This is a genomic window from Thiobacillus sp. (genome assembly GCF_030696885.1).
Classification (GTDB): Bacteria; Pseudomonadota; Gammaproteobacteria; order Burkholderiales; family Thiobacillaceae; genus Thiobacillus.
Genome location: NZ_JAUYRI010000008.1, coordinates 54627 through 78256, shown reverse-complemented (window position 1 = coordinate 78256; position 23630 = coordinate 54627). Strand labels below are relative to the sequence as shown.

General features: G+C 64.1%; 20 protein-coding genes and 3 tRNA genes. 4 read left to right on the top strand and 19 right to left on the bottom strand.

Annotated elements, in window-relative coordinates:
- The 5 genes from Q8R61_RS03705 to Q8R61_RS03685 form a co-directional block, all read right to left on the bottom strand.
- The coding region (locus Q8R61_RS03705) for a diguanylate cyclase domain-containing protein (RefSeq protein ID WP_305534338.1) at positions 1-1151 on the bottom strand (1151 nt) is incomplete at its 3' end.
- The gene (locus Q8R61_RS03700; protein WP_305534336.1) at positions 1151-2047 is read right to left on the bottom strand and encodes an ABC transporter substrate-binding protein; all 897 of its coding nucleotides are present in this window, start codon (positions 2045-2047) and stop codon (positions 1151-1153) included. The genes Q8R61_RS03705 and Q8R61_RS03700, both read right to left, overlap by 1 nt.
- A gap of 53 nt (positions 2048-2100) precedes the next feature.
- Positions 2101-2805 carry a DNA polymerase III subunit epsilon gene (dnaQ, locus tag Q8R61_RS03695; protein ID WP_305534334.1) on the bottom strand — a complete coding sequence of 235 codons (705 nt, stop codon included), beginning with the start codon at positions 2803-2805 and terminating at the stop codon, positions 2101-2103.
- A 5-nt stretch (positions 2806-2810) separates the two neighbouring features.
- On the bottom strand, positions 2811-3260 hold the full coding sequence (rnhA, locus tag Q8R61_RS03690) for a ribonuclease HI (protein ID WP_305534332.1): 450 nt from the start codon (positions 3258-3260) through the stop codon (positions 2811-2813).
- Positions 3250-3987 (bottom strand): class I SAM-dependent methyltransferase, encoded by a 738-nt coding sequence (locus Q8R61_RS03685; RefSeq protein WP_305534330.1) that lies wholly within the window; start codon positions 3985-3987, stop codon positions 3250-3252. The genes rnhA and Q8R61_RS03685 overlap by 11 nt, the downstream gene beginning before the upstream one ends.
- Positions 3988-4016: 29 nt before the next feature.
- Between Q8R61_RS03685 and gloB the strand changes: the two genes are divergently transcribed.
- Both gloB and Q8R61_RS03675 read left to right on the top strand, forming a co-directional pair.
- The gene (gloB, locus tag Q8R61_RS03680; protein ID WP_305534328.1) at positions 4017-4787 is read left to right on the top strand and encodes a hydroxyacylglutathione hydrolase; all 771 of its coding nucleotides are present in this window, start codon (positions 4017-4019) and stop codon (positions 4785-4787) included.
- Positions 4788-4841: 54 nt separating this feature from the next.
- Positions 4842-6401 (top strand): LysM peptidoglycan-binding domain-containing protein, encoded by a 1560-nt coding sequence (locus tag Q8R61_RS03675; RefSeq protein WP_305534326.1) that lies wholly within the window; start codon positions 4842-4844, stop codon positions 6399-6401.
- A 17-nt stretch (positions 6402-6418) separates the two neighbouring features.
- Here the strand turns inward: Q8R61_RS03675 and Q8R61_RS03670 are convergent, their stop codons facing one another.
- The 5 genes from Q8R61_RS03670 to Q8R61_RS03650 are packed head-to-tail and all read right to left on the bottom strand — an operon-like array spanning position 6419 to position 13119.
- Positions 6419-6616, bottom strand: coding sequence for a hypothetical protein (locus tag Q8R61_RS03670; protein ID WP_305534324.1), 198 nt, complete (start codon positions 6614-6616; stop codon positions 6419-6421).
- 14 nt (positions 6617-6630) lie between these two features.
- Complete coding sequence (locus Q8R61_RS03665; RefSeq protein ID WP_305534322.1) at positions 6631-8592, bottom strand: ABC transporter ATP-binding protein; 1962 nt, start codon at positions 8590-8592, stop codon at positions 6631-6633.
- The gene (locus tag Q8R61_RS03660; RefSeq protein ID WP_371133549.1) at positions 8589-9986 is read right to left on the bottom strand and encodes an ABC transporter permease; all 1398 of its coding nucleotides are present in this window, start codon (positions 9984-9986) and stop codon (positions 8589-8591) included. The genes Q8R61_RS03665 and Q8R61_RS03660 overlap by 4 nt, the downstream gene beginning before the upstream one ends.
- A gap of 5 nt (positions 9987-9991) precedes the next feature.
- Positions 9992-10969, bottom strand: coding sequence for an ABC transporter permease (locus Q8R61_RS03655; protein ID WP_305534318.1), 978 nt, complete (start codon positions 10967-10969; stop codon positions 9992-9994).
- Positions 10969-13119, bottom strand: coding sequence for an ABC transporter substrate-binding protein (locus Q8R61_RS03650; RefSeq protein WP_305534316.1), 2151 nt, complete (start codon positions 13117-13119; stop codon positions 10969-10971). The genes Q8R61_RS03655 and Q8R61_RS03650 overlap by 1 nt, the downstream gene beginning before the upstream one ends.
- Before the next feature lie 73 nt (positions 13120-13192).
- Between Q8R61_RS03650 and fabI the strand changes: the two genes are divergently transcribed.
- Positions 13193-13975: an enoyl-ACP reductase FabI gene (gene fabI, locus Q8R61_RS03645; protein WP_305534314.1), complete on the top strand. Its 783-nt coding sequence runs from the start codon at positions 13193-13195 to the stop codon at positions 13973-13975.
- Positions 13976-14045: 70 nt separating this feature from the next.
- Here fabI and Q8R61_RS03640 read toward each other — a convergent pair whose 3' ends face one another.
- The 9 genes from Q8R61_RS03640 to Q8R61_RS03600 form a co-directional block, all read right to left on the bottom strand.
- Complete coding sequence (locus Q8R61_RS03640; protein ID WP_305534312.1) at positions 14046-15941, bottom strand: SurA N-terminal domain-containing protein; 1896 nt, start codon at positions 15939-15941, stop codon at positions 14046-14048.
- A gap of 156 nt (positions 15942-16097) precedes the next feature.
- Positions 16098-16174: transfer RNA gene (locus Q8R61_RS03635), tRNA-Asp, on the bottom strand.
- Positions 16175-16233: 59 nt separating this feature from the next.
- Positions 16234-16309 (bottom strand) — tRNA-Val (locus Q8R61_RS03630).
- Between the two features lie 62 nt (positions 16310-16371).
- The gene (locus Q8R61_RS03625; protein WP_305534310.1) at positions 16372-16644 is read right to left on the bottom strand and encodes an HU family DNA-binding protein; all 273 of its coding nucleotides are present in this window, start codon (positions 16642-16644) and stop codon (positions 16372-16374) included.
- A gap of 147 nt (positions 16645-16791) precedes the next feature.
- Positions 16792-19212 carry an endopeptidase La gene (gene lon, locus Q8R61_RS03620; RefSeq protein ID WP_305534308.1) on the bottom strand — a complete coding sequence of 807 codons (2421 nt, stop codon included), beginning with the start codon at positions 19210-19212 and terminating at the stop codon, positions 16792-16794.
- Between the two features lie 119 nt (positions 19213-19331).
- Complete coding sequence (clpX, locus tag Q8R61_RS03615) at positions 19332-20603, bottom strand: ATP-dependent Clp protease ATP-binding subunit ClpX (protein ID WP_305534306.1); 1272 nt, start codon at positions 20601-20603, stop codon at positions 19332-19334.
- A 14-nt stretch (positions 20604-20617) separates the two neighbouring features.
- Complete coding sequence (gene clpP / locus Q8R61_RS03610; RefSeq protein ID WP_305534304.1) at positions 20618-21274, bottom strand: ATP-dependent Clp endopeptidase proteolytic subunit ClpP; 657 nt, start codon at positions 21272-21274, stop codon at positions 20618-20620.
- A complete protein-coding gene (gene tig / locus Q8R61_RS03605) occupies positions 21274-22572 on the bottom strand; it encodes a trigger factor (protein ID WP_305534302.1) in 1299 nt (432 codons plus the stop codon). The genes clpP and tig overlap by 1 nt, the downstream gene beginning before the upstream one ends.
- 49 nt (positions 22573-22621) lie before the next feature.
- Positions 22622-22706: transfer RNA gene (locus tag Q8R61_RS03600), tRNA-Leu, on the bottom strand.
- A 157-nt stretch (positions 22707-22863) separates the two neighbouring features.
- On the opposite strand from Q8R61_RS03600, the gene hpnC reads away from it, so the two are divergent.
- On the top strand, positions 22864-23628 hold the full coding sequence (hpnC, locus tag Q8R61_RS03595) for a squalene synthase HpnC (RefSeq protein WP_371133546.1): 765 nt from the start codon (positions 22864-22866) through the stop codon (positions 23626-23628).
- Positions 23629-23630: the final 2 nt, after the last annotated feature.

Here is a 23630-nt window from a genome sequence, read left to right as displayed (position 1 = left end):
CCCCATTTGAAGCGGAAGCGCTGCACCTCGGCGCGGAAGGCATCTGCCACTTCCAGCGCATCGGCGGGCGTGCAGTTCTCCAGCAGCAGGGCGAATTCGTCGCCGCCCAGGCGGGCCAGCGTGTCGCGTTCGCGCAGATTGGCTTTCAGTAGCAGCGCCAGTTGGCGCAGCAGCTCGTCGCCCGCCGCGTGGCCGCAGGTGTCATTGATCACCTTGAACTGGTCGAGGTCCATGTAGCACAGCGCATGCTCACGGCCCTGCTGCAGCGACGACAGCAACATGCGCTCGAGCCGCTGCTCGAACTCGCGGCGGTTGATCAGCCCGGTCAGGCCGTCGTGGCTGGCCTGATACACCAGGCGCGCAGTGGCTTGGTCGATCTTCTCCTGCATCTGGTCCTGCATGGTCTGCAAATGCGAGGCCATGTGATTGACGCCGCGCTGCAGCATGCCCAGTTCGGCCCCGCCGGTCTGCGCCACCCGTTCATCCAGATGCCCCTCGCCGATGCGGCTCACCGTGTGCGTCAGCGACAGGATCGGCCGCGTGATCTGGCGCCCGATGCGCCAGGCAAAGAAGAAGCTGACGCCTAGACCGGCCAGCAGGATGGCCAGGCTGCGGACAATGGCGTCGCGCTGGCTCTGGATGGTGGCGCTGCGCGACACGTCCAGCCCGACCCAGCCGAGCAGCCGGGTCGAACGGGGCGACGCGGCAGACTGGGTGGTAACCGCATGGAAATCGTCCACCGCCACCTCGGTCTGGGTGATCGGTGCAAAGTACACCAGGTGGTCCGGATACTCGACCTGGTGAATGCGGTCGTCCGGCAGGCGCGTCCGCATGTCGCCGTTCCAGGTGCTGAGCCCCACCTGCGCCAGCACGTGGCCGCTGTCGGTGAACACCGCCACGCCGCGAATGTCGGGCTCGATGGCGGCTTTTTCGAGCAGGTTCTGCAACACCTCGAAGTTGCCCGACACCACGCCGTATTCGGCGGCCGGTGCCAGCTGCCGGGCAATCGCCACCGAGCGGGTGCGCAGCGACTGGTCGAGGTCGTCGATTTTTGCGGTGATCAGCTGGAACAGCAGCAGCACGCCGATGATCGCCACTGGCACCACCGCCAGCCCGACCACGCGTCCGCGTATCCCCAATGAAGTCATCATCAGCGCCCGCCTCCCAATTGTTTTTCCAGCTCGGCTTCCGGCGGCAAGACGAAGCCGAGCGAGCGCGCCACCTGCTCGTTGATCGAAACATCGAAATACACGGGGTGGGCAGGCGGCGGCAGCCGCAGCGGTCCGGCATTCAATACCTGATTGATCCATTCGGCGGCCTGCCGGCCGATGTGCGCGGGGCTGGAATGCAGCGACAAGAGCGCACCCGCCCGCGTCAGCGACTGCGAATAACCGAGCACCGGCACGCGGTAGCGGTACGACGTGAGGAACAGGCTTTGCGCGGTATTGCGGTTGAACACCTGCGGATCGGGCACCGCCAGCAGCAGGTCGGCATTCGCCAGAACCTGCTCAAGCGGGCCGATCAGGCGCGCATCCGGCGCCAGTTCCTGCCATACCATGCCGAGCCGCTGCGTCCGCAGTGCGTCGTCCAGTTCGGCCAGCAGCAGCGGCTGCCCGGCGCTGGTCAGCACGCCCACACGCTGCGCCTCAGGAAAGGCCAGGCGAATGATCTGTGCCTGTCGCTCGGGCGGCTGGTCGAGAAAAATGGCCGATGCGAGTCGGCGGCCGCCATCGCTCAAACGGCTGCGGCCACCGCCGACATACCAGCTGCGCGGCACCAGTACCGCAAGCATCGGCGTGCGCAGCGGCTGCGCGGCCAGGGACTCGGCGGCCCGCACGCCCACCGCCACCGCCAGCCGCGATTCGTTCAACGCGGCAGTGGCCAGGCCCACGGCATAGGCCTGCTGAACCTCGTGGCCGCGCTCGGCCAGATGGGCCCGCACGACCTGATAGACCTCCTGATAGGGCGCCGAGTCATCGCTCAGCACCACCGCCACCTGCGCGGCAAGCGCCTGTCCCACACCCATCGCCAGGACGGCGAATGCCAAGCCCCATCGCGCCAGCCTGTGCAGCGTGCTGTCTGCAAGCGATAGACTTGCCGTCAAACCGCCTCCGGTCCTGCGCTCCACAGGCAGGTCCCCTGAGACTCGCGGGCGATCGCCTCGAGCAGGTCCGCATGCGCCGCCTGCTCCGCGGCCGAGGCCGGCAGCAGGATCGGGCTGGGCCGTGCGCGCGCGGCGGCCTGAGCGACCCCGGCGCTGCGCGCCTCCAGCCCGATCGACAGGCTTTCCTGACCGCGCGTCAGCGCCAGGTACACCGCCGCCAGCAGTTCGCAGTCGAGTAGCGCGCCGTGCAGCGTGCGCGCCGCGTTGTCGACGCCATAGTGCTTGCACAGCGCGTCCAAGTTGTTGCGCTGTCCGGGACGCAGCGCCTTGGCCATCGCCAGCGTGTCGGTCACGCCGTCGCACCAGGTCGGCAGCGGCGCCATGTCGAGCAGACGCAGCTCCATGTTGAGGAAGCCGACGTCGAACGGTGCGTTGTGAATGATGAGTTCGGCGCCCTGGATGAAATCGACAAACTCCTGCGCAATGTCGGCAAAGCGCGGCTTGTCCTGCAGAAACTCGGGCGTGATGCCGTGTACCTGCATCGCCCCGGCGTCGATGTCGCGGTCCGGGTTCACATAGCGGTGAAGATGATTGCCGGTCAGTCGCCGGTTGACCATTTCCACCGCCGCCACTTCGATGACGCGATGGCCCTGGTTAGGATCGAGGCCGGTGGTTTCGGTATCGAGAATGATTTGCCGCATGGTTTCTAACCGTTCTGCAGCGCCTGCAGCACGCCCTGGTTGGCGAGCGCATCGGCGCGTTCGTTTTCGGGATGGCCGGAATGGCCTCTCACCCATTTCCATTCGATGCGGTGCAACTGGGTCAAGGAATCCAGCTGCAGCCACAGGTCCTGGTTCTTGACGGGTTTGCCGTCGGCGGTGCGCCAGTTGCGCCGTTTCCAGCCGGCCATCCATTCGCTGATGCCTTTTTGCACGTACTGCGAGTCGGTGTGGACCTCGACCGTGGACGGACGCTTCAAGGATTCCAGCGCGCGGATCACCGCGGTCATTTCCATGCGGTTGTTGGTGGTGTCGGCCTCGCCGCCGCAGATTTCCTTGCGGTGACCGTCCGTCACCAGGAGCACGCCCCAGCCGCCGACGCCCGGGTTGCCCTTGCAGGCGCCGTCGCTGTAGATGTAGATGGTGTCAGCGCTCACGACGCATCCGATACTGCTTGAGATTGACCACCTTGGCCGCGGGCGACAGCAGGCGCTGCGCCACCGGGGTTTTCCATTGCGGCAGGATGATGTTCATGCCCTGCACGCGCTTGACCGCCTGCAGGAAGTAGACGCCGCCGCCCATGGCCCACCAGCGGTCGCCGGCCGGTTCCATGAAGCGGGTGCGACGCAGCCAGTTGTCGCGATTGACCGGTGGCCGGTAGCAGCACATGCTGCCGGCCGCCACTTCGAATCCCAGCAGCGCCATCCAGTCCTTCACCCGCGAGATGTTGAGGAAATTGCCGTTCCACGGATAGCCGCGCTCGCCCCCCTGCATCACGCGCGCCAGCCCCCACAGGCTGCGCGGGTTGAATCCGGCCAGCACCAGGCGGCCTTCGGGACGCAGCACGCGCTCGGCCTCGCGCAGCACCTGATGCGGGTTGGCGCTGAACTCCAGCACGTGCGGCAGCAGCAGCAGATCGAGCGACTGGCCCTCGAACGGCAGGAACATGGGGTCGGCGCGCACGCCGGCGGGCGACTCCACCGCGCAGTTCACCCGCAGCGGAATCCGGCTGTTGCGCAGATAGTCGAGGTGCGGCAAGCCGACCTGGACGGCATTGAAACCGAACACATCCGACACCGCGTTGTCGAAATAGCGCTGCTCGCGAAACAGCAGATGCTGCCCCAGCGGCGTTTCAAACCATTCCGTATTCAGCTTGGATAACATAGCCACTCCTTTACTCCGGCCTCCTGCCCATGTTGACGCTCATTCCCCTGCCCGCGTTCGATGACAACTACATCTGGGTGCTGCACGACGACCATCACGCCGTCGCGGTCGATCCGGGCGATCCCGCGCCGCTGATCGCCTATCTCGACGCCCATCGGCTGACACTGACCGCGGTGCTGATCACCCACCATCATCGCGACCATACTGGCGGCAACACCCTGCTGCGTCAACGCTACGATTGCGCCATTCACGCCCCGGACAATCCGCGCATTCCCGCCGTCACCCATGTGCTGCGCGGCGGCGATACGCTGGACCTGGCGGCGCCCGCGCTGCACTTCGAGATCCTCGCCACGCCGGGCCACACGCTCGATCACATCAGCTACGTCGGCCACGGCTGCGTGTTCTGCGGCGACACCGTATTTGGCTGCGGCTGCGGCAAGCTGTTCGAAGGCACGCCGTCGATGATGGCCGCCAGCCTCGACGCGATTCTCAGCCTGCCCGATGCTACCCGAGTCTGCTGCGCGCACGAATACACCCTGAGCAATATTGACTTTGCCAAAACCATCGACGGCACAAATCCCGCGTTGCTTGAGCGCGAACGTGCCGACCGCGCCCTGCGCGCCCAGCATCAGCCCACCCTGCCCAGCACGCTGGCACTGGAAAAAACGACCAACCCCTTCCTGCGATTCCATGACCCCGACATGACGGCCTTTGCCGCGAATTACCTGAATCGCCGGCATCCCAGCCCGGCCGAGGTGTTCGGCGCCATCCGCGCCGCCAAGGACGCCTGGGACGGTTGACCGCATCCGCCCCGGCCCCTACGATGGGGGCTCTGTTGAATACGGGAGACCGTCTTGCCCGGCATCCATCCGGCCCGCCTGTTGCGGGCCCGCACCCTCCCCCACCGATTCGCCCTCGCCCTGCTGGCGCTGTGTTGCGCCAGCCCGCTGCTGGCCGAGGCGCTACCCGAAGAAATCGCGCCTGCGCCGATGGCGCTGGAGTGGCACACCGATATTCCCGCCGACGATGCTGAACCCGCAGTCGACGCCGGCCACGACGACGTCTGGCAGCGTATCCGCGCGGGCTTTCGCATCGACGACACGGCCACGGCGAATCCGCTGGTGGGCGACCATGCGGCATGGTTTGCCGCGCGCCCGGACAACGTGCGCCGCCTGGCCGTGCGCGCACGGCCCTACCTCTATCACATCGTCGAGGAACTCGACCGCCGCGCGATGCCGATGGAAATCGCGCTGCTGCCGATGATCGAGAGCGCGTTCAACCCGGCCGCGCTGTCGCCGTCGGCCGCCTCCGGCATCTGGCAGTTCATTCCCTCCACCGGTCGCCACTACGGCCTCAGGCAGGACAGCTGGTACGACGGCCGGCGCGACTTCACCGCGGCGACCAACGCCGCGCTCGACTATCTGGGCAAGCTGTATCTCGACTTCGGCGACTGGCAGCTGGCACTGGCGGCCTACAACTGCGGCGAGGGCTGCATTGCGCGCGCGATCCAGAACAATCTCCAGCAGGGACTGCCCACCGATTACGCCAGCCTGTCGCTGCCCAATGAAACTCGCCAGTACGTGCCCAAGCTGCTGGCGCTGCGGAACCTGATCCACGCGCCCGCGCTGCACGGCATCGCCATCGAACACCTGCCAAACCAGCCCTACTTCAGCCAGGTCACGGTCCACGCCAGCATGGACCTGCATTCCGCCGCGCGGCTGGCCGACATGAGCAGTGATGAATTCGCCGCGCTGAATGCCGCGTTTCCGCGCAAACTGATCCGTTCGGACACGCCGGTCAATCTGCTGGTGCCGGTCGACCGTACCGACACCTTCCAGCGCAATCTGGAGACCGGCCACTGGGATTCCTGGCAGCCCTATGCCGCGCAGCGCGGCGAGCAGGCCGCCGCCATCGCCCAGCGCTTCGACGTCAGCCTCGCGCGGCTCGAAGAGCACAACCAGATGCAGTTGAAAAAAGGCCGGCTGGTGCGCGCGCAGACCATCCTGGTGCCGGTCCGCAGCCGCGCCACCACCACGCAGCACACGCGGCCCGCGCGTCATGTGGTGCAGCGCGGCGACACGCTGTTCGGCATCGCGCGCAGCCACGGCCTGACGCTCGCCCGGATGACCGAGCTCAACCCCGGCCTCGATGCTGCACTGCGGCCTGGCCAAGTGCTGCAACTGCCCACCGGCACAGGCACACTGATGCCGGAAGGTCTGCAGGCCACCAGCCTGAAAACAAGCCCGACGCGGCCGGCCCCGTCAGTGCGCCACACGGTCCGGCGCGGCGACACGCTGCTCGACCTCGCCCAGCACTATGACGTCAGCCTGGGGCAACTGAAAACCTGGAATCCCACGATCGGACAACGCGGCCTGATCCGCGCAGGACAGCGCCTCGTCGTCAGCGCGCCCTGAGGCGGCGGGCGAACGCGTCAGTCGGGCTCGGGCGGATCGCCCGACTTGTCCGACATCAGGAGTGCCATCCCGACCGCAGCCAGCACCATCCACAGCACGGCCGCCCAGATGCCCAGCGCATCCGACAGCGGGCCCATGAAAAACATCATCAGCATCGCCACGGCGAGGACGCCGTTGCCGATCCAGAAGTTGCGTGAGTGCTTGCCGTGATTCAATTCAGTCTCCGGTTCTAGAGCCGCCCTGCTACCCAGTGGCAGCGCACCCAGTGGCCGTCGCCCAGGTCGGTGCGCTCGGGATAGGTTTGCCGGCACAGGGCGCCCGCCTTGGGACAGCGCGGATGGAAGTGGCAGCCGGCCGGCGGATTGAGCGGCGAGGGCTGGTCGCCCGCCAGCCGGATGATGCCTTCGCCGGCCGGCGGTTCGATGCGCGGCACCGCGCTCACCAGTGCCTGCGTGTAGGGATGGCGCGGCGCGCGTAGCACGTCGGCGGCGGCGCCCTGTTCGACGATGCGGCCGAGATACATCACCGCCACCGCGTGCGCCAGGTACTCGACCACCGCGAGGTTGTGGGTGATGAAGAGATAGGCCAGGCCCAGGTCGTTCTGCAGGTCCTTCAGCAGATTGAGAATCTGCGCCTGCACCGAGACGTCGAGCGCGCTGGTCGGCTCGTCGCAGATCACCAGCCGCGGCGACACTGCGAGTGCCCTCGCAATCGCGATACGCTGGCGCTGGCCGCCCGAGAACGCATGCGGATAGCGGCCGCCGGCATCGTCAGGCAGCCCCACCTGGCGCAGCAGTTGCGCCACCGCGTCGCGGCGCTGGGGCGCATTGCCCACCTTGAGCGCGTCCATGCCTTCGAGCAGGATGTCGGCCACCCGCATGCGCGGGTTGAGCGAGCTGTAGGGGTCCTGGAACACCATCTGCGCCTGTCGCCGCAGGCTGGAGGCATTCCGTGCGGTAATGGGCTCGCCGCCCAGCACGATGCTTCCCGCCGTCGGCTCGATCAGGCGCAGCAGCGCCTTGCCCACCGTGGTCTTGCCGCAGCCCGACTCGCCGACCAGCGCCAGCGTACGTCCCGCCTGGATATCGAGTGAGACGTCGTCGACCGCGCGCACGTGGCCGACGGTGCGCTGGATCAGGCCGCGCCGGATCGGGAAATGCACCTTGAGGCCTTCAACCTGCAGCAGGGGCTGCGCCGCCAGGGCCGCCGTCTGCGCAGTCACCGCGCGCACGGTGCTCGCCGGCAGTTGGCCGGCCAGATGGCAGCGCACGCGCTGGCCGTTGAGGTCCTGCCAGTCAGGCGATTCGTCGCGACAGCGCGCAATGGCATGCGGACAGCGCGGAGCGAAGCGGCAGCCGATCAGCACGCCATCGAGCGGCGGCACCTGGCCGGGAATCGTGGTCAACCGGCCGCCGTCGCCGGCACGCGGCAGCGCCTCGAACAGCATGCGGCTGTAGGGATGCTGCGGCGACGCGAAGAAGGCGTCGCGCGCGCCCTCCTCGACCAGTTCGCCGGCGTACATCACGCCGACGCGATCGGCATTTTCCGCCACCACGCCGAGATCGTGCGTGATCAGCAGCATCCCCATCTGGCGTTCGGCCTTGAGCCGGCGCAATACGTCGAGCACCTGCGCCTGGATGGTGACGTCGAGCGCGGTGGTCGGCTCGTCGGCGATCAGCAACCTGGGCTCGCCCGCCAGCGCCATCGCGATCATCACCCGCTGGCGCAGGCCACCCGACAATTCGAATGGGTAACTGTCGAGCCGGCGTGCCGCATCCGGCACGCTCACCGCGTCGAGCAGCGCGCGCGCGGCCTCTCGCGCCGCCTGTCCGTCCAGCGTGCGGTGCAGCGCCAGGGCCTCGCCGATCTGCGTGCCCACCTTGATCACCGGGTTCAGCGCCAGCATCGGCTCCTGGAAAATCATCGCCATACCACCGCCGCGAACCCCCCGCATCTCGCGTTCGGGCAGCGCCAGCACATCGGTTTCGCCGAGCTGCACGCGGCCCGAGACGACGCGGCCGCCATCCGGCAGCAGACGCATCAGCGATAACGCGGTGATCGACTTGCCGCAGCCGGACTCGCCCAGCAGCGCATAGGTTTCACCCGCCGCAATCCGGAACGACACGCCGTCGACCACCCGGGTGGAACCGAAGCCGGTGACGAGATCGCGCACCTCGAGCAGCGGTTTCATCGACGGCCTCCCAGGCGCGGATCAAACGCGTCGCGCACGCCGTCGGCAAACAGGTTGGCGGCCAGCACCAGCGTGAACATGAAAACGAACGCGGCGCCCAATTGCCACCAGACGACTGGCTCACGCGCGAGCTCGAGGCGCGCGCCGTTGATCATGTTGCCCCAGCTGTACATCGAGGGATCGACCCCGACGCCGACGTAGGACAGTACCGCTTCGGCCAGCACCAGACCGGAGAAATCGAGCACGATGGCGATCAGCACCAGATGGAACACGTTGGGGAAGATGTGGCGGCTGATGATGCGCGTGTGCGACACACCGAACGCCCGCGCCGCCTCGACGTAGTCGAGCGTTCTGAGCTTGAGCGATTCGCCGCGCAACAGGCGGGCAAGGCCGGTCCAGCTGGTGACGCCCATGATCAGGCATAGCGCCAGCAGCCGGATGTCGGCGCGCGCCGCCGCGGTATCGAACAACTCGGGATGGGATTCGATGGCGACCTGCACGATCAGGATCATCGCGGCAATCAGCAGCACGCCGGGAATGGAATTGAGCACGGTGTAGATGTACTGGATGACATCGTCGATCCAGCCGCGGAAATAGCCGGCAGCGATGCCGAAGCCGATCGCCAGCGGCAGCGTGACCAGCGTGGTGAGGGTGCCGATGACGAGGCCGGTGCGGATGCTCTTGAGGCTGATGTAAAGCACGTCCTGCCCAACCTTGTCGGTGCCGAACACGTGATAGCCCGACGCCAGTTGCGCCAGCACGCCGGCCAGCAGCAGCATCAGCGTCAGCACCAGCACGACAGTCCGCCCCGGCCAGCCGAGCGCGCCCGTCGCCCAGGCCTCCAGCCATGCGCCCATCTGCACCTGCGTGCGCCGTGCCTGCCACGCCGCCAGCAGGCCGAACAGCAGCAGACTCACCGCCAGGCCCTGCGCCAGTCCGACCAGCGTGCGCCGGGTGATGTCCGGTCCACGCTCGTCGGCGTGCGTCAGGTGCGCGCCGCCATATTTCAGGCGCGGGTGGTCGCGCACGGTTTCTCCGTCGCGCTGGATGAATTCCTTGGCATAGAGCTGCATCGCCAGCGGCGCCGAATAGGTTTTTTCCTGCCGCGTGCGCAGCCCGCTCACCAGCGCGTCGAACACCGACAGCACCTCGACCGAATACTGCGGCGCGTCGGCCGGACTGTCGGCCAGCCTTTCCCGGTAATGCAGCGAATCGAGCAGGCCGATCACCACGAACACGCCGAGCACCAGCGCCGCCCCCATCGCCATCGGCCGCTGCGCAACGTGCTTCCATGGCGCCCGCAGGTGCTCGTGGCGGCGGATGAACCAGACCAGCGCCAGCACGACGACCAGCAGCGCGAAAATCAGCGCATCGGTCCACAGGATCACCGGCATGAAGCTCACTGCAGCCTCACCCGCGGATCGACCCACGAATACGAAATGTCGGTCAGGATGAGGCCGATGATGTAGAGGAAGGAGCCGAGGAACACCATCGCGCGCACCACCGCAAAATCCTGCGCCTGGATCGCATCGATGGTGTAGCTGCCCAGCCCCGGAATGCCGAAGAAGGATTCAGTGATCAGGCTGCCCATGAACAGCAGCGGCAACACCACCACCACGCCGGTGAGAATCGGGATCATGCCGTTCTTCAGCACATGGCGGAACAGCACCCGCACTTCACTGAGTCCCTTGGCGCGCGCGGTGCGCACGTAGTCCCTGCCGATCTCCTCGAGGAAGATCGTGCGATACCAGCGCGCGCCGCTGCCGATACCGGCCACCACGCTGACCAGCACCGGTAGCAGGATGAAGCGGAAGCCGTCGATGCCGCCTGCAAAACCCGAGATCGGCAGCAGATTCCACAGCTTGGCGATGAAGTATTGCCCGGCAATGATGTAGAACAGGCCCGAGATCGACATCAGCACCACGCACAGCACCACGCCCCACAGGTCGAGGTAGGTGGCGCGGAAGAACACCATCAACAGCGCAAAGGTGATGTTGACCATCAGTCCGATCACCAGCACCGGCAGCGCGATCGCCAGGCTCGGTCCCATCCGCGTGCGGATTTCGTTGCCGATGTCGCGGCCGTCGTCACCCTTGCCGAATTCGAAGACGAACATGGCCGCCGAGTGCTTAAAGAAGATCGTGTCGGTGAACTGTTCGCTGCCTTTCGCCTCGGCATTCAACAACAGCGGCTTGTCGTAGCCGTGCTCGACTTTCCAGCGCTCGATCGCCTCCGGCGTCACGTGCTTGGCGCCGAGCTGTAGTCGCGCCATGTCGTCCGGCGTGTTGACGACGAAGAACAAAGCAAAAGTCAGCAGGTTGACCCCGATCAGGATCGGGATCGCGTACAGCAGCCGGCGCAGAATATAAGCGCCCATCAGGCGGTTTTCCTTTCATGCCGCCGCCACGCGATCGCCGCCGGCGCGATGACGGCGACCAGCGCCGCGATCAGCAGCGCGATCGGCCACAGCACTGGCTGGTTCCACGCCTCGCGCCGGGCCTCGCGCAGCGCCGGGTCGATGCGGCGGTACTTGAGCGTGTTGTTGGCCATCAGGTTGGGCTTGACGTTGTGTACCCAGCCATGGCGCAGGCCGAAGGACTTGGGATAGTACGCAAAGATCCACGGCGCATCGCGGCGCACGATTTCCAGCATGGCGTCGATCACCTGCTGGCGCTCGGGGCCGTTGTCCATGTCCTTCATGCGCTCGAACAGGCGGTTGAATTCCGGGTTGTCGTAGTTGGCCGCATTCTCGCCGCCGGTGCCGACTTTCTTGTGTAGGCCGTACAGCAGGAACAGAAAATTCTCCGGGTCGGGATAGTCGGCGTTCCAGCCCCATTCGAACAGCTGCGCGTTGCCCTTGCGGATCTTGTCCTGGAAGCGGTTGTAGTCGGTGCCGCGCACCACCAGTTGCACGTTGAGCTTGTCGAGCTGCTTTTTCATCCAGTCGAGCCGCGACTTGGCGTCGGGGCCGCTCGCCATGGTGTCGAAATACAGCACCAGCGGCTCGCCCGTCTTCGCGTTGCGGCCGTTCGGATAGCCTGCCTCGGCCAGCAGCTTTCTTGCCGCCTCGACTGGGCGCCGCTGGATGGCGCCGTCACGCGCCTCGTACACATACGGGTTCAGCCCGTCCACGCCGTCGACATAGCCGAACAGCCCCGGCGGGATCGGCCCCTGCGCGGGGATGCCGCGGCCATTGAGGAAAATCGAAATGAATTCGTCGTAGTCGAACGCAATCGACAGCGCCTGGCGCAGCTTCTGGCGGTCTTCACCGAGCCCGCCGACCACCGGGTCGAGCATGTTGAAACCGACATACCAGAGTGAGGCAGCCACCGCGGTGACGAGATGGATGTCCTTATCGCGCATGCTATCGGTGAGCTGCGGGTCGCCACCGGAAGTGAACTGCACGGCCTGGTCAAAGCTGTCCGAACTGATGCCCGAGCTGTCGTAATAGCCCTGCAGAAACTTGCTCCAGTAGGGGATGGTTTCCTTTTCCAGGCTGTACACGGCTGCGTCCACCAGCGGCAGCGGCTTGCCGGCATCCGCCAGCAGGCCGGCCGCGCGATCTTCGTCGTTGCCGTCCACCGGATAGGTTTCGCCGTGGTAATGCGGATTTTTCTTCAGCACCATGCGGCGGTTGGGATCGTTTTCCGCCATGTAGAACGGCCCGGTGCCGACCGGCTGCCAGTCGAGCGTCAGATTCCTGTCGGCCATGCCGGGCTGCGCGTAGAACACCTCGGCCTCCCACGGCACCGGCGCAAAGAACGGCATCGCCAGCCAGTAGATGAACTGCGGATACTTGCCCCTGATGCGGATGCGATAGGTATGGCGGTCGACCACCTCGGCGCCGGCGAGCGGAAAGTCGTCGAGGTTCAGCACGGCGTCCGGCTGCGCCTTCGCCACCTGCTGCATGGCCTCGCCCAGCTCTTTCAGACCGACGATGTGCTCGCTCATCAGGCCGAAGATCGGCGAGCTGAGGCTGGGATGGGCCAGACGCTTGATCTGGTACACATAGTCGGCCGCCACCAGTTCGCGCGTGCCGCTGTGCTCGAAATCGCCGATGCGGATCTTGCCGGCGACGTCCGTTGCGCTCAGTGCATGGTAACGATAGCGCCCCGCCGCATCCTGCGCAAACGCCGGATGCGGCTGGTAGCGGATGCCGGGGCGAATGCGGATGTCGTACACGCTTTCGGCAATCGCCGCTGCGGGCGCGTCGTCCGGCAGCGGCTTTCCGGCCGCATCGAGATAGCGCGGCGTGGGCACCGCCTCGGCAGTCAGCGGGATCAGTTCGTACGGGCGCTTGAGAAAGTGGTACTGCAGCGGCGGCTCGTAGATCTGGCCGGTGAACTCGACTTCGTTCGAGCTGTAGGAGCGCGCCGGATCAAGATGCTTGGGACGCTCGGAAAACGCGCTGTAGAGCACGTTGGCGTCCGCTTCGCTGCCGGGATAGGGATGATTGAGGCTGTCGCTGCAGCCTGCCGTCAGGCCCAGGCTCAAGCCCAGCAGTAGTATCGTCCCGGCACGTGTCATCCCGCAAGTGTACCCAAGCGCGCCGCCGGCGTCAGCCGCTATAATCCATGATTCTCAACTCTTCGAGACCACCATGGGATTTCTAGCAGGCAAGCGTTTGCTCATCACCGGCGTCATTTCCAACCGCTCCATCGCCTACGGTATTGCCAAGGCGTGCAAGCGCGAAGGCGCCGAACTCGCCTTCACCTACCAGGGCGAACGCATCAAGGACCGTGTCACCGAATTTGCCAAGGAATTCGACTCCAGCCTGGTATTCCCGTGCGACGTCGGCAGCGACGAGCAGATCGACGCCCTGTTTGCCGAGCTCGGCAAACACTGGGACGGCTTTGACGGTCTGGTGCATTCGGTCGCCTTCGCGCCGAAGGAAGCCCTGGCCGGCGATTACCTATCCTGCGTCACCCGCGAAAATTTTCGTATCGCCCACGACATCAGCTCCTACAGCTTCGCCGGGCTGGCCAAGGCCGCGCTGCCGATGATGGAAGGCCGCAACGCCGCACTGCTGACGCTGACCTACCTCGGTGCCATTCGCAGCGCGCCCAACTACAACGTGATGGGGCTGGCCAAGGCCAGCCTCGAATCCAACGTCTATTACATGGCACAAAGCCTCGGCCCCAAGGGCATTCGCGTCAACGCCGTCTCGGCCGGCCCGATCAAGACCCTGGCCGCCAGCGGCATTGCCAATTTCGGCGAGAAGCTCGACCTGGTCGCCAAGAACGCGCCCTTGCGCCGCAACGTGACGATTGACGAGGTGGGTAACGCCGCCGCCTTCCTGTTGTCGGATCTCGCGTCCGGCATCACCGGCGAAATTACCTACGTCGACGCCGGCTTCAACACCACCACCGGCGGCGGCGACTAGGCCTCCCCGCCTGCCAATAAAAAACGCGCCGTCATGGCGCGTTTTTTATTGGCGCTGAACGATGCAGCGCTTATTGATCCTCGACCGCATTCGGCTTGATTTTGACCTTGAGGCCGGCGGTGATCAGCGCCACCATCGCCTCCATGTCGGCACGCTGTTGCGCCTGGACGACGCCCGACTCGATCGACGCCACCAGCATCGGGTCGAGTTCGGCCGCGTCGAGCACACGGCTGACCCGCACGATCCGATAGCTGCCATCAGGGCGTGCGAAGCCGGCATAGGCGGGCAGCGTATCGGTGTTGACGCGGAACACGGCCTTGACGCCGGCGGCGTCGAGTTCGGGCGAAGGCTGGCGGCTCACCACCTGAAACGGCGACCAGTTCAGGCCGGCTTCCTCACCCTTGGCCAGCGTCTGGATCGTGGCCTGGCCCTTGTCCGCCAACTGCTTGGCACTCTGCGTTGCGCGCAGCTGCGACTCGATGGCTGCCGACACCTCGGCCAGCGGCCGCAGCCGTGCCGGCTTGTGCTCAGTCACGCGCGCCGCCACCAGGGTGCCGGGCTGCACCTCGATCGCCTCGGTGTTCTGCTTCGACTTGATCGACTCCGCACTGAACAGCGCAGCCGACAGACCCGCGTGGTTGAAAGGCGCCGGCGCCTCCCTGGCCGTCATCCAGCCGCTCTGCCGAATATCAAGCTTGACCGCGGTAGCGGCGGATTGCAGGCTGTCGGCGTTTTCGTATACCAGGTTGCTGAAGTTTTCGGCCAGCTCGGCGAACGCCTTTTGCGCCTGCTGCTGCCGCAGCTCCTCAATCACGGCACCCCGCACCGCAGCCAACGACGCGGTCTGCGCTGCCGCGATGCTGTCGAGGCGGATGATGTGATAACCGAAATCGGATTCCACCGGCCCACGGATCTCGTTCGGCTTCATGCTGAACACGGCGTCCTCGAACGGCTTGACCATCATGCCGCGGCCGAAGCTGCCCAGGCTGCCATCCATCGCGGCAGAGCCGGGGTCCTGCGATTCGCTGCGCGCCAGTTCGGCGAAACGCGCCGGGGCTTTCTGCAGGGTTTGCAACAGTTCGGTCGCTTTCGCCTTGGCCTGCGCGCGCGTGGCCGCATCGGCATCCTTGCCTGCGGCAATCAGAATGTGGCTTGCGCTGCGCTGCTCGGGCTGGCCGAACTGCGCGGCATTGGCCGCGTAGTAATCCGCGACCGTCTGCTCGCTCACGTTCATGCCTGCCGCCACGCTGGCGATGTCCAGCGTCAGGTACTCGACGCGCACCTGCTCGGGCTCGGTGTACTCGGCACGTCTGGCCGTGTACTCCCGCTCGACGTCAGCGGGCGTCACCTGAACCTGTGCGGCAACAGCGGATGCCGGAATGTCTGCCCAGGCGATTTCACGCTGCTGCGCAACCAGGCGGGCGATCTGTGTCAGCGCGGTATTGGACGCAAACGCGCCGAGCGCCACCGGACTGGCGATCGTTTCCAGCATGAAGGACTGTCGCAATTCGTTCTCGAACTGGGCGGGCGTGCGGCCATTCTGGCGCAGCACAGCTTCGTAGCGCTGCGGCGAGAACGCACCGTCCTGCTGAAATGCGGGGATCTGCGCCAGCACCGATGCGATGTAGGCATCGGGTGCATAAAGCTTGAGTTTGTGCGCTTCCTGCAGCAAGGCCTTGCGCTCGACCAGGCTGTCGAGCACCTGCTGGCGGAATTCCGCGGTCTCGGTGACGGCACGGTCGAAGGCGGGGCCGAGCGATTCGCGCATGCGTTCGCTTTGCATCTGGATTTCGCGGGTGAGCTCTTCACGCGAGACGGCCGTGTCGCCGACTTCGGCGACCACGCCACCGCTGCGATCACCCGACATGTAGGAATCGACACCGAACAGGGCGAACGTCACAGCGATCAGGCCCAGAATGATCTTGGCCACCCAGCCCTTTGCGTGATTGCGGATTGCTTCAAGCACGGTCTTCTACTCCGGTTATTGCGTCAGTTGGAATTCTCGCGCACTTTGCGTCTCGCGTCTCGTCTGCTGCGATGAAAAGTCGCATACAACCGAAAATCGGCGACACGCAAATTGCACAAATGAAAAAAGGCGAACTCGCGTTCGCCTTTTCGATGTTGGCGGAGTGGACGGGACTCGAACCCGCGACCCCCGGCGTGACAGGCCGGTATTCTAACCAACTGAACTACCACTCCCTAGATACTTGCTAAACGGTGCTGCCCAGACTCGGACGGCTTGTTATTCTTGACCCTGCTGGTGGGTGCTGAGGGGCTCGAACCCCCGACATTCGCCGTGTAAGGGCGACGCTCTACCAGCTGAGCTAAGCACCCGACAAAGACCAAAATTTTACAACATTTCTTCTGGTCTTGCCAAATGCGAATTGCGTTTTTTATTAGTTGATTGCGTCTTTCAGACCCTTGCCGGCGCGGAACTTCGGCACCTTGGCGGCCTTGATCTTGATCGCAGCGCCGGTGCGCGGGTTGCGGCCCGTACGTGCGGCACGCTTGCCGACGTAGAAGCTGCCAAAGCCCACCAGCGTAACCATGTCGCCTTTTTTCAGCGCTTTTTTCACGGCCTCGACCGCGGCGTCGAGCGCCCGACCGGCAGCAGCCTTGGAAATGTCGGCCGAGTCGGCGATGGCATCAATCAGTTCGGATTTGTTCACGTGTTGTCCCCTTCACTAAAGTGGCACAGGAAAACCCTGTGGGCGCTTTTATAACAATCCGCAAAACCTTGTGTCAAGCGGTTTTCCGGGCAATCGACAAAAAAATCCCGCGACTGGCGCGGGATTCAGCGATGCGATCGAAAAAGCTCAATGCTTGAGTGCGGCGGCGGCGCTGTCTTCGTCTTCTGGCACAGCGATTGCTGGCGTGTTCGCCTCGGGCTCGTCCGGCAACGGCTCGGGAACATGTTCCAGTGCCAATTCAAGAACTTGTTCGATCCACTTGACCGGATGGATGTCGAGCTTGTTCTTGATGTTGTCGGGAATCTCGGTCAGATCCTTGACGTTTTCCTGCGGGATCAGCACTGTCTTGATGCCGCCGCGATGCGCCGCCAACAATTTTTCCTTCAAGCCGCCGATCGGCAAAACTTCGCCGCGCAAAGTGATTTCGCCCGTCATTGCGACGTCCGCCCGCACCGGGATGCCGGTGAGAATCGACACCATCGAGGTGCAGATCGCGATACCGGCCGACGGACCGTCCTTCGGCGTCGCACCTTCCGGCAGGTGGATATGGATGTCGCGCTTCTGGTAGAAGTCGTCCTGGATGCCCAGCTTGCGCGCGCGCGAGCGCACCACCGACAGCGCGGCCTGGATGGATTCCTGCATCACTTCACCGAGCTTGCCGGTGGTGGTCATCTTGCCGCGTCCGGGCAATGAAACCGCTTCGATGGTCAGCAGTTCGCCACCGACTTCGGTCCACGCCAGACCCGTGACCTGACCCACCTGGTTGTTCTGCTCGGCAATGCCGAAACTGAAACGCCGCACGCCGAGGTATTTCTCCAGATTGCGTGAGGTCACCGAAATCTTGCTGCTCTTCTGCTTCTTCAGCAACAGCGCCTTGACGGCCTTGCGGCAAATCTTGGACACCTCGCGCTCGAGGCTGCGCACGCCCGCCTCGCGCGTGTAGTAGCGCACGATGTCACGCAGGGCGGATTCGGCAATCGCGAGTTCGCCTTCCTTGATGCCGTTGACCTTGAGCTGCTTGGGCACCAGATAGCGCAGGGCGATGTTGATCTTCTCGTCCTCGGTGTAGCCCGACAGGCGGATGACTTCCATCCGGTCCAGCAGAGGCGCAGGCAAATTGAGCGAGTTGGCGGTGGCGACGAACATCACGTCTGACAAGTCATATTCGACCTCGATGTAATGATCCTGGAAGGTGTGGTTCTGCTCGGGATCGAGCACTTCCAGCAGCGCCGAAGACGGGTCGCCGCGGAAATCCTGACCCATCTTGTCGACTTCATCGAGCAGGAACAGCGGGTTGCGCACCCCGACCTTGGTCAGGCTCTGCAGGATCTTGCCCGGCATCGAACCGATGTAGGTGCGGCGGTGGCCGCGAATCTCGGATTCGTCGCGCACACCGCCCAGCGCCATGCGCACGAACTTGCGATTGGTCGCACGCGCGATGGACTGGCCGAGCGAAGTCTTGCCGACGCCTGGGGGGCCCACCAAGCACAGGATCGGCGCCTTGACCTTGTCGACACGTTGCTGCACCGCGAGGTACTCCAGGATGCGTTCCTTGACCTTGTCGAGGCCGTAGTGGTCCTCATCGAGCACGCGCTCGGCCTTGAGCAGGTCCTTGCTGATCTTGGTTTTCTTTTTCCACGGCAAGCCGACCATCGCCTCGATGTAGCTGCGGATCACGGTGGCTTCGGCCGACATCGGCGACATCATGCGCAGCTTTTTCAGCTCGCCCAGCGCCTTGGCCTCGGCCTCCTTGGACATGTTGGCCTGCCGCACGCGGCCTTCCAGTTCTTCCTGTTCGGCACCTTCCTCGAGGTCGCCCAGTTCCTTCTGGATCGCCTTGACCTGCTCGTTGTGGGAATACTCGCGCTGGCTCTTCTCCATCTGGCGCTTGACGCGGCCACGGATGCGCTTTTCCACCTGCAGGATGTCGAGCTCGCCCTCCAGCAGGCCGAGCAGATGCTCGAGGCGCTTGTTGACGCCGATCATCTCCAGCACTTCCTGCTTTTGCTCCAGCTTCAGCGGCAGATGCGCAACGATGGTGTCGGCCAGCCGGCCGCCCTCGTCGATGCCCGACAGCGAGGTCAGGATTACCGGCGGAATCTTCTTGTTCAGTTTGACGTACTCGTCGAACTGCGTCAGCAGGGCGCGACGCATCGCTTCCACTTCAACCAGTTCCTCGCCTTCCGCGGGCAGGATTTCGGCGCGCGCGGACAAGTGCGTGCCGACATCGGTTACGTCCAGCACGCGGGCGCGCTGATTGCCTTCCACCAGTACCTTGACCGTGCCATCGGGCAATTTGAGCATCTGCAGGACGGTGGCCACGCTGCCGGTATCGTAGAGGTCTTCGGGCGTGGGATCGTCCTGCGCGGCGGTTTTCTGCGCCACCAACAGGATGCTCTTGCCGGATTCCATCGACGTTTCCAGCGCCTTGATCGACTTGGGACGGCCGACGAACAGCGGGATGACCATATGGGGGAAAACCACCACGTCCCTAAGCGGCAACAGCGGCAGATCGACCTGTTCCTTGGAGGTGTTGTCGCTCATCATGTTTTCCTGGTAAGTGTTGAGGAAAGGATGCGCGGCATTTCAACCACGCTCATCCACAGTTGGGGGGCATAGTTTGGAAATCAAGGTGGCTGACAGGTTCCCTATCAGCCATTTTTACTTCAGGCGCCTGCAGCCAGCGGCTGCTCGCCCTCGTCCGAATAGATCAGCAAGGGCTTGCCGTCACCGCTCACCAGCCCGTTGTCGACCACCACCTTGACGACCCCTTTGAGGGAAGGGAGATCGTACATGGTGTCGAGCAGTGCATGCTCGATGATCGAACGCAGGCCACGCGCACCGGTGCGGCGCGCCAGCGCGCGCTTGGCGATGGCATTCAGTGCATCCTCGCGGAATTCGAGATCGACGCCTTCCATCTTGAAGAGTTTGATGAACTGCTTGGTCAGCGCGTTCTTCGGCTCGGTCAGGATCTGCACCAGCGCGGCCTCATCCAGTTCATCCAGGGTTGCGACGACCGGCAAACGTCCGACAAATTCGGGGATCAGACCATATTTGATCAGATCTTCGGGCTCAACCTGATGCAGCAGTTCGACGTCGCGCTTGGTTTCGTCGACATTCTTGACCTGCGCGCCGAAGCCGATGCCGCCTTTTTCGGTGCGGCCGCGAATGACTTTTTCCAGTCCACTGAAGGCGCCGCCGCAGACGAACAGGATGTTGCTGGTGTCGACCTGGACGAATTCCTGATTCGGATGCTTGCGTCCACCCTGCGGCGGCACCGAGGCGGTGGTGCCCTCGATCAGTTTCAGCAGCGCCTGCTGTACACCTTCACCCGACACGTCGCGGGTGATCGAAGGGTTGTCGGCCTTGCGCGAGATCTTGTCGATTTCATCAATGTAGACGATGCCCTGCTTGGCCTTGTCGACGTCGTAGTCGCACTTCTGCAAGAGCTTCTGGATGATGTTCTCGACATCCTCGCCCACGTAGCCCGCTTCGGTCAGCGTGGTCGCGTCGGCGATCACGAAAGGCACATTCAGCAGACGCGCCAGGGTTTGCGCGAGCAGGGTCTTGCCCGAGCCGGTCGGGCCGATCAGCAGGATATTGCTCTTGGCCAGTTCGACTTCGCCGGTACCGGCATTGCTGCGCAGCCGTTTGTAATGGTTGTAAACCGCGACCGCGAGTGCCTTTTTGGCCTGGCTCTGGCCGATCACGTACTGATCCAGAATGTCGCTGATCTCATGCGGCGTCGGCAGATCGGAGCTTGCGCCCTTCTGGCTGTCGGCCTGCTGGATTTCCTCGCGGATGATGTCGTTGCACAGCTCGACGCACTCGTCGCAAATGAATACCGACGGTCCGGCAATCAGCTTGCGCACTTCGTGCTGGCTCTTGCCGCAGAAAGAGCAGTAGAGAAGTTTGTCGCTCGATCCTTTGTCTGCCATGCCCATATCCTTGCCTAGTTGCCCGCTGCTTCGATGCGGCTGGTCAGCACCTTGTCGACCAGGCCATAGTTCACTGCGTCGTCCGCGCTCATGAAGTTGTCGCGATCGGTATCGCGATCGATCACGTCAATGCTCTGCCCGGTGTGCTTGGCCAGCATCTCGTTGAGGCGCGCTTTCAGATAGAGGATTTCCTTGGCGTGGATGGCGATATCCGACGCCTGGCCCTGGAAGCCGCCCAGCGGCTGGTGAATCATCACGCGCGAGTTGGGCAGGCAGTAGCGCTTGCCCTTGGCGCCCGCGGTCAGCAGGAACGCGCCCATGCTGGCCGCCTGACCGATGCACAGGGTCGACACGTCCGGCTTGATGAACTGCATGGTGTCGTAGATCGCCAAGCCTGCCGATACCGAGCCGCCGGGCGAGTTGATGTAGAGGTAGATGTCTTTGTCGGGGTTTTCCGACTCCAGGAACAGCATCTGCGCAACCACCAGGTTGGCGGTTGAATCATTCACCGGACCCACAAGGAAAATGACCCGTTCCTTGAGCAGGCGCGAGTAGATGTCGTAGGCGCGTTCGCCGCGGCCGCTTTGTTCGACCACCATGGGCACCAGCCCCAAGCCCTGCGGCTCAAAGGACCGGGCGCTGGAAACACTGTGTTCAAAATCAATGTGCATCAGGCACGTCCCATCAAATCTTCAAAGGAGGTTGTCACGTTTTCCACTTGGGCCTGACCTGCGACCCATGCTACCACATTCTCTTCCAGCGCCAGGGACTCGATCTCCTGCATCCGTTCCGGGCTCTGGTAGTACCACTGCACCACTTGCACCGGGTCCTCATAGCTTTCTGCCTGTTCGGCAATCAGCGTACGAATCTGCTCGGGCTGGGCCTTGAGCGCATTGGCCTGCACGATCTCGGCCAGGATCAGTCCCAGACGCACGCGGCGTTCGGCCTGTCCAGTAAACATATCGGCTGAAAGCTTCATGGTCTGAACCCCACGCGACTGCATATCCGCTTCGGTCATCTTCATCAGACGGTCGGTTTCCATTGCCACCAGGCTCTGCGGCAGATCCAGCGAGCTTTTCTGCAGCAGCAGTTCCATTGCCTGCTCTTTCAGCTTGGCCTGCGCGCGACGCTTCACTTCGCGCTCCAGGTTGGCCTTGACCTCGGCCTTGAGCTTGTCGACGTCGCCGTCCTCGACCCCGAGCGCGCGCGCAAAGTCGGCATCCACCGGCGGCAGAACCGGAGTTTCCACCGCTTTGACCTGCACCTCGAAGTGCGCCTGTTTGCCCGCGAGGTTCGCGGCAGCATAGTCGGCCGGGAAGCTCATGTCGAAGCCCTTATTATCCCCCGCCTTGACGCCGACCAGGCTCTGCTCGAAGTCCTTCAGCAGCCGCCCCTCGCCGATCACCGCAGCGAAGTCCTCACCCTGCCCGCCCTCGAACGCCGCGCCGTCCACCGTGCCCTGGTAATCGAATTTGACCAGATCACCCTCCGCCGCCGCCTTGTCGGTCGGCTCGAAGGTGCGGCGCTGCTTCTGCAGCACGTTCAGCGTCTTGTCCACGTCGGCGTCAGCCAGTTCGACAACCGGACGGCTGATTCGACCACCGGCCAGGTCGTCGATCTTCACTACAGGATAGACCTCAAAATGCGCGCTGAACGTCATTTCGACCGTATTGTCGGCGCCGCCTTTCTGCTCGAAGCGCGGATAGCCGGCGATTTTCAGCTGGTGGGTCTGCACCGCTTCGCCGAAGCGGGTTTGCAGGGTTTCGCCCAGCACCTCCTGACGCACGCCGGGCCCATGCTGGCGCGCTACCGCAGCAAGCGGCGCCTTGCCGGGACGGAAACCGTCCATCTTGACGTTGCGCGCCAGCCGCTTGAGGCGGCTCTGCACTTCGGTTTCCAGCGGACCGGTGGGCACGCTGATGTCCAGGCGCCGGGCCAGACCTTCGAGAACTTCAAGATTTGCTTGCATCAAAATACTTCCTGGCTGATTTTAGGGATGGGTATAAGGCAAAAACCGATGGTGCGGGAGGGGGGACTCGAACCCCCACGCCTTGCGGCGCTGGAACCTAAATCCAGTGCGTCTACCAATTCCGCCACTCTCGCGGCTAGCCGCAAAACTACCAACCAATAAGTGTAATATAATCAAAGCGATGCTGTCACCCAAGCCCAACCGGCATCCCGCCTAAGTCTTTATTCCCATTCCGTTTTTTTATTGCCGGTGCCGGTCGAACACTACGAAAATTTCCCCGTTGCGTCCTGGTTGCTGCCGAAAAGGCTGCGCCGGCCGGTCGAAGCGATCTACCGGTTTGCACGCAGCGCGGACGACATTGCCGACGAAGGCGACGTGCCCGCTGAAGCACGCCTGACCCAGCTGGCGGCCTACCACAGCGAACTGGATCGCATCGAGCGCGGCGAGACGCCGACCGACCCGGTATTCGGGCCGCTTGCCGCCGAGATCCGCGCCCACGCAATTCCGATGGCCCCGTTTCGCGACCTGCTGTCGGCGTTTGCGCAGGACGTGGAAAAAACCCGTTACGCCAATTTCGGCGAAGTCATGGATTATTGCCGCCGCTCGGCCAATCCGGTGGGACGCCTGATGCTGCATTTGTACGGCGACCGCGACGCCCGCCACCTGGCCTATTCCGATGCCATCTGCAGCAGCCTGCAATTGATCAATTTTCTGCAGGACATCGCCATCGATTATCGCAAGGACCGCATCTACCTGCCGCAGGACGAACTCACCGCCCACCACGTCAGTGAAACGCAGATCGCCGCAGGCGACACGCGCGGCCTGTGGCACACGATGATGCACCGGCAGATCGAACGCGCGCGCAAACTGCTGCAGGCCGGCGCGCCGCTCGGCCGACAGCTCAAGGGACGCGTCGGACTGGAGCTGCGCGTCACCATCCGCGGAGGCGAGACCATACTGCGCAAGCTGCATACCGATCCCGGCTGCGTGTTCCACGACCGCCCAGTACTGACGAAAAAGGACTGGCTTTTCATGCTCGCGCGCGGAATCTATTGACC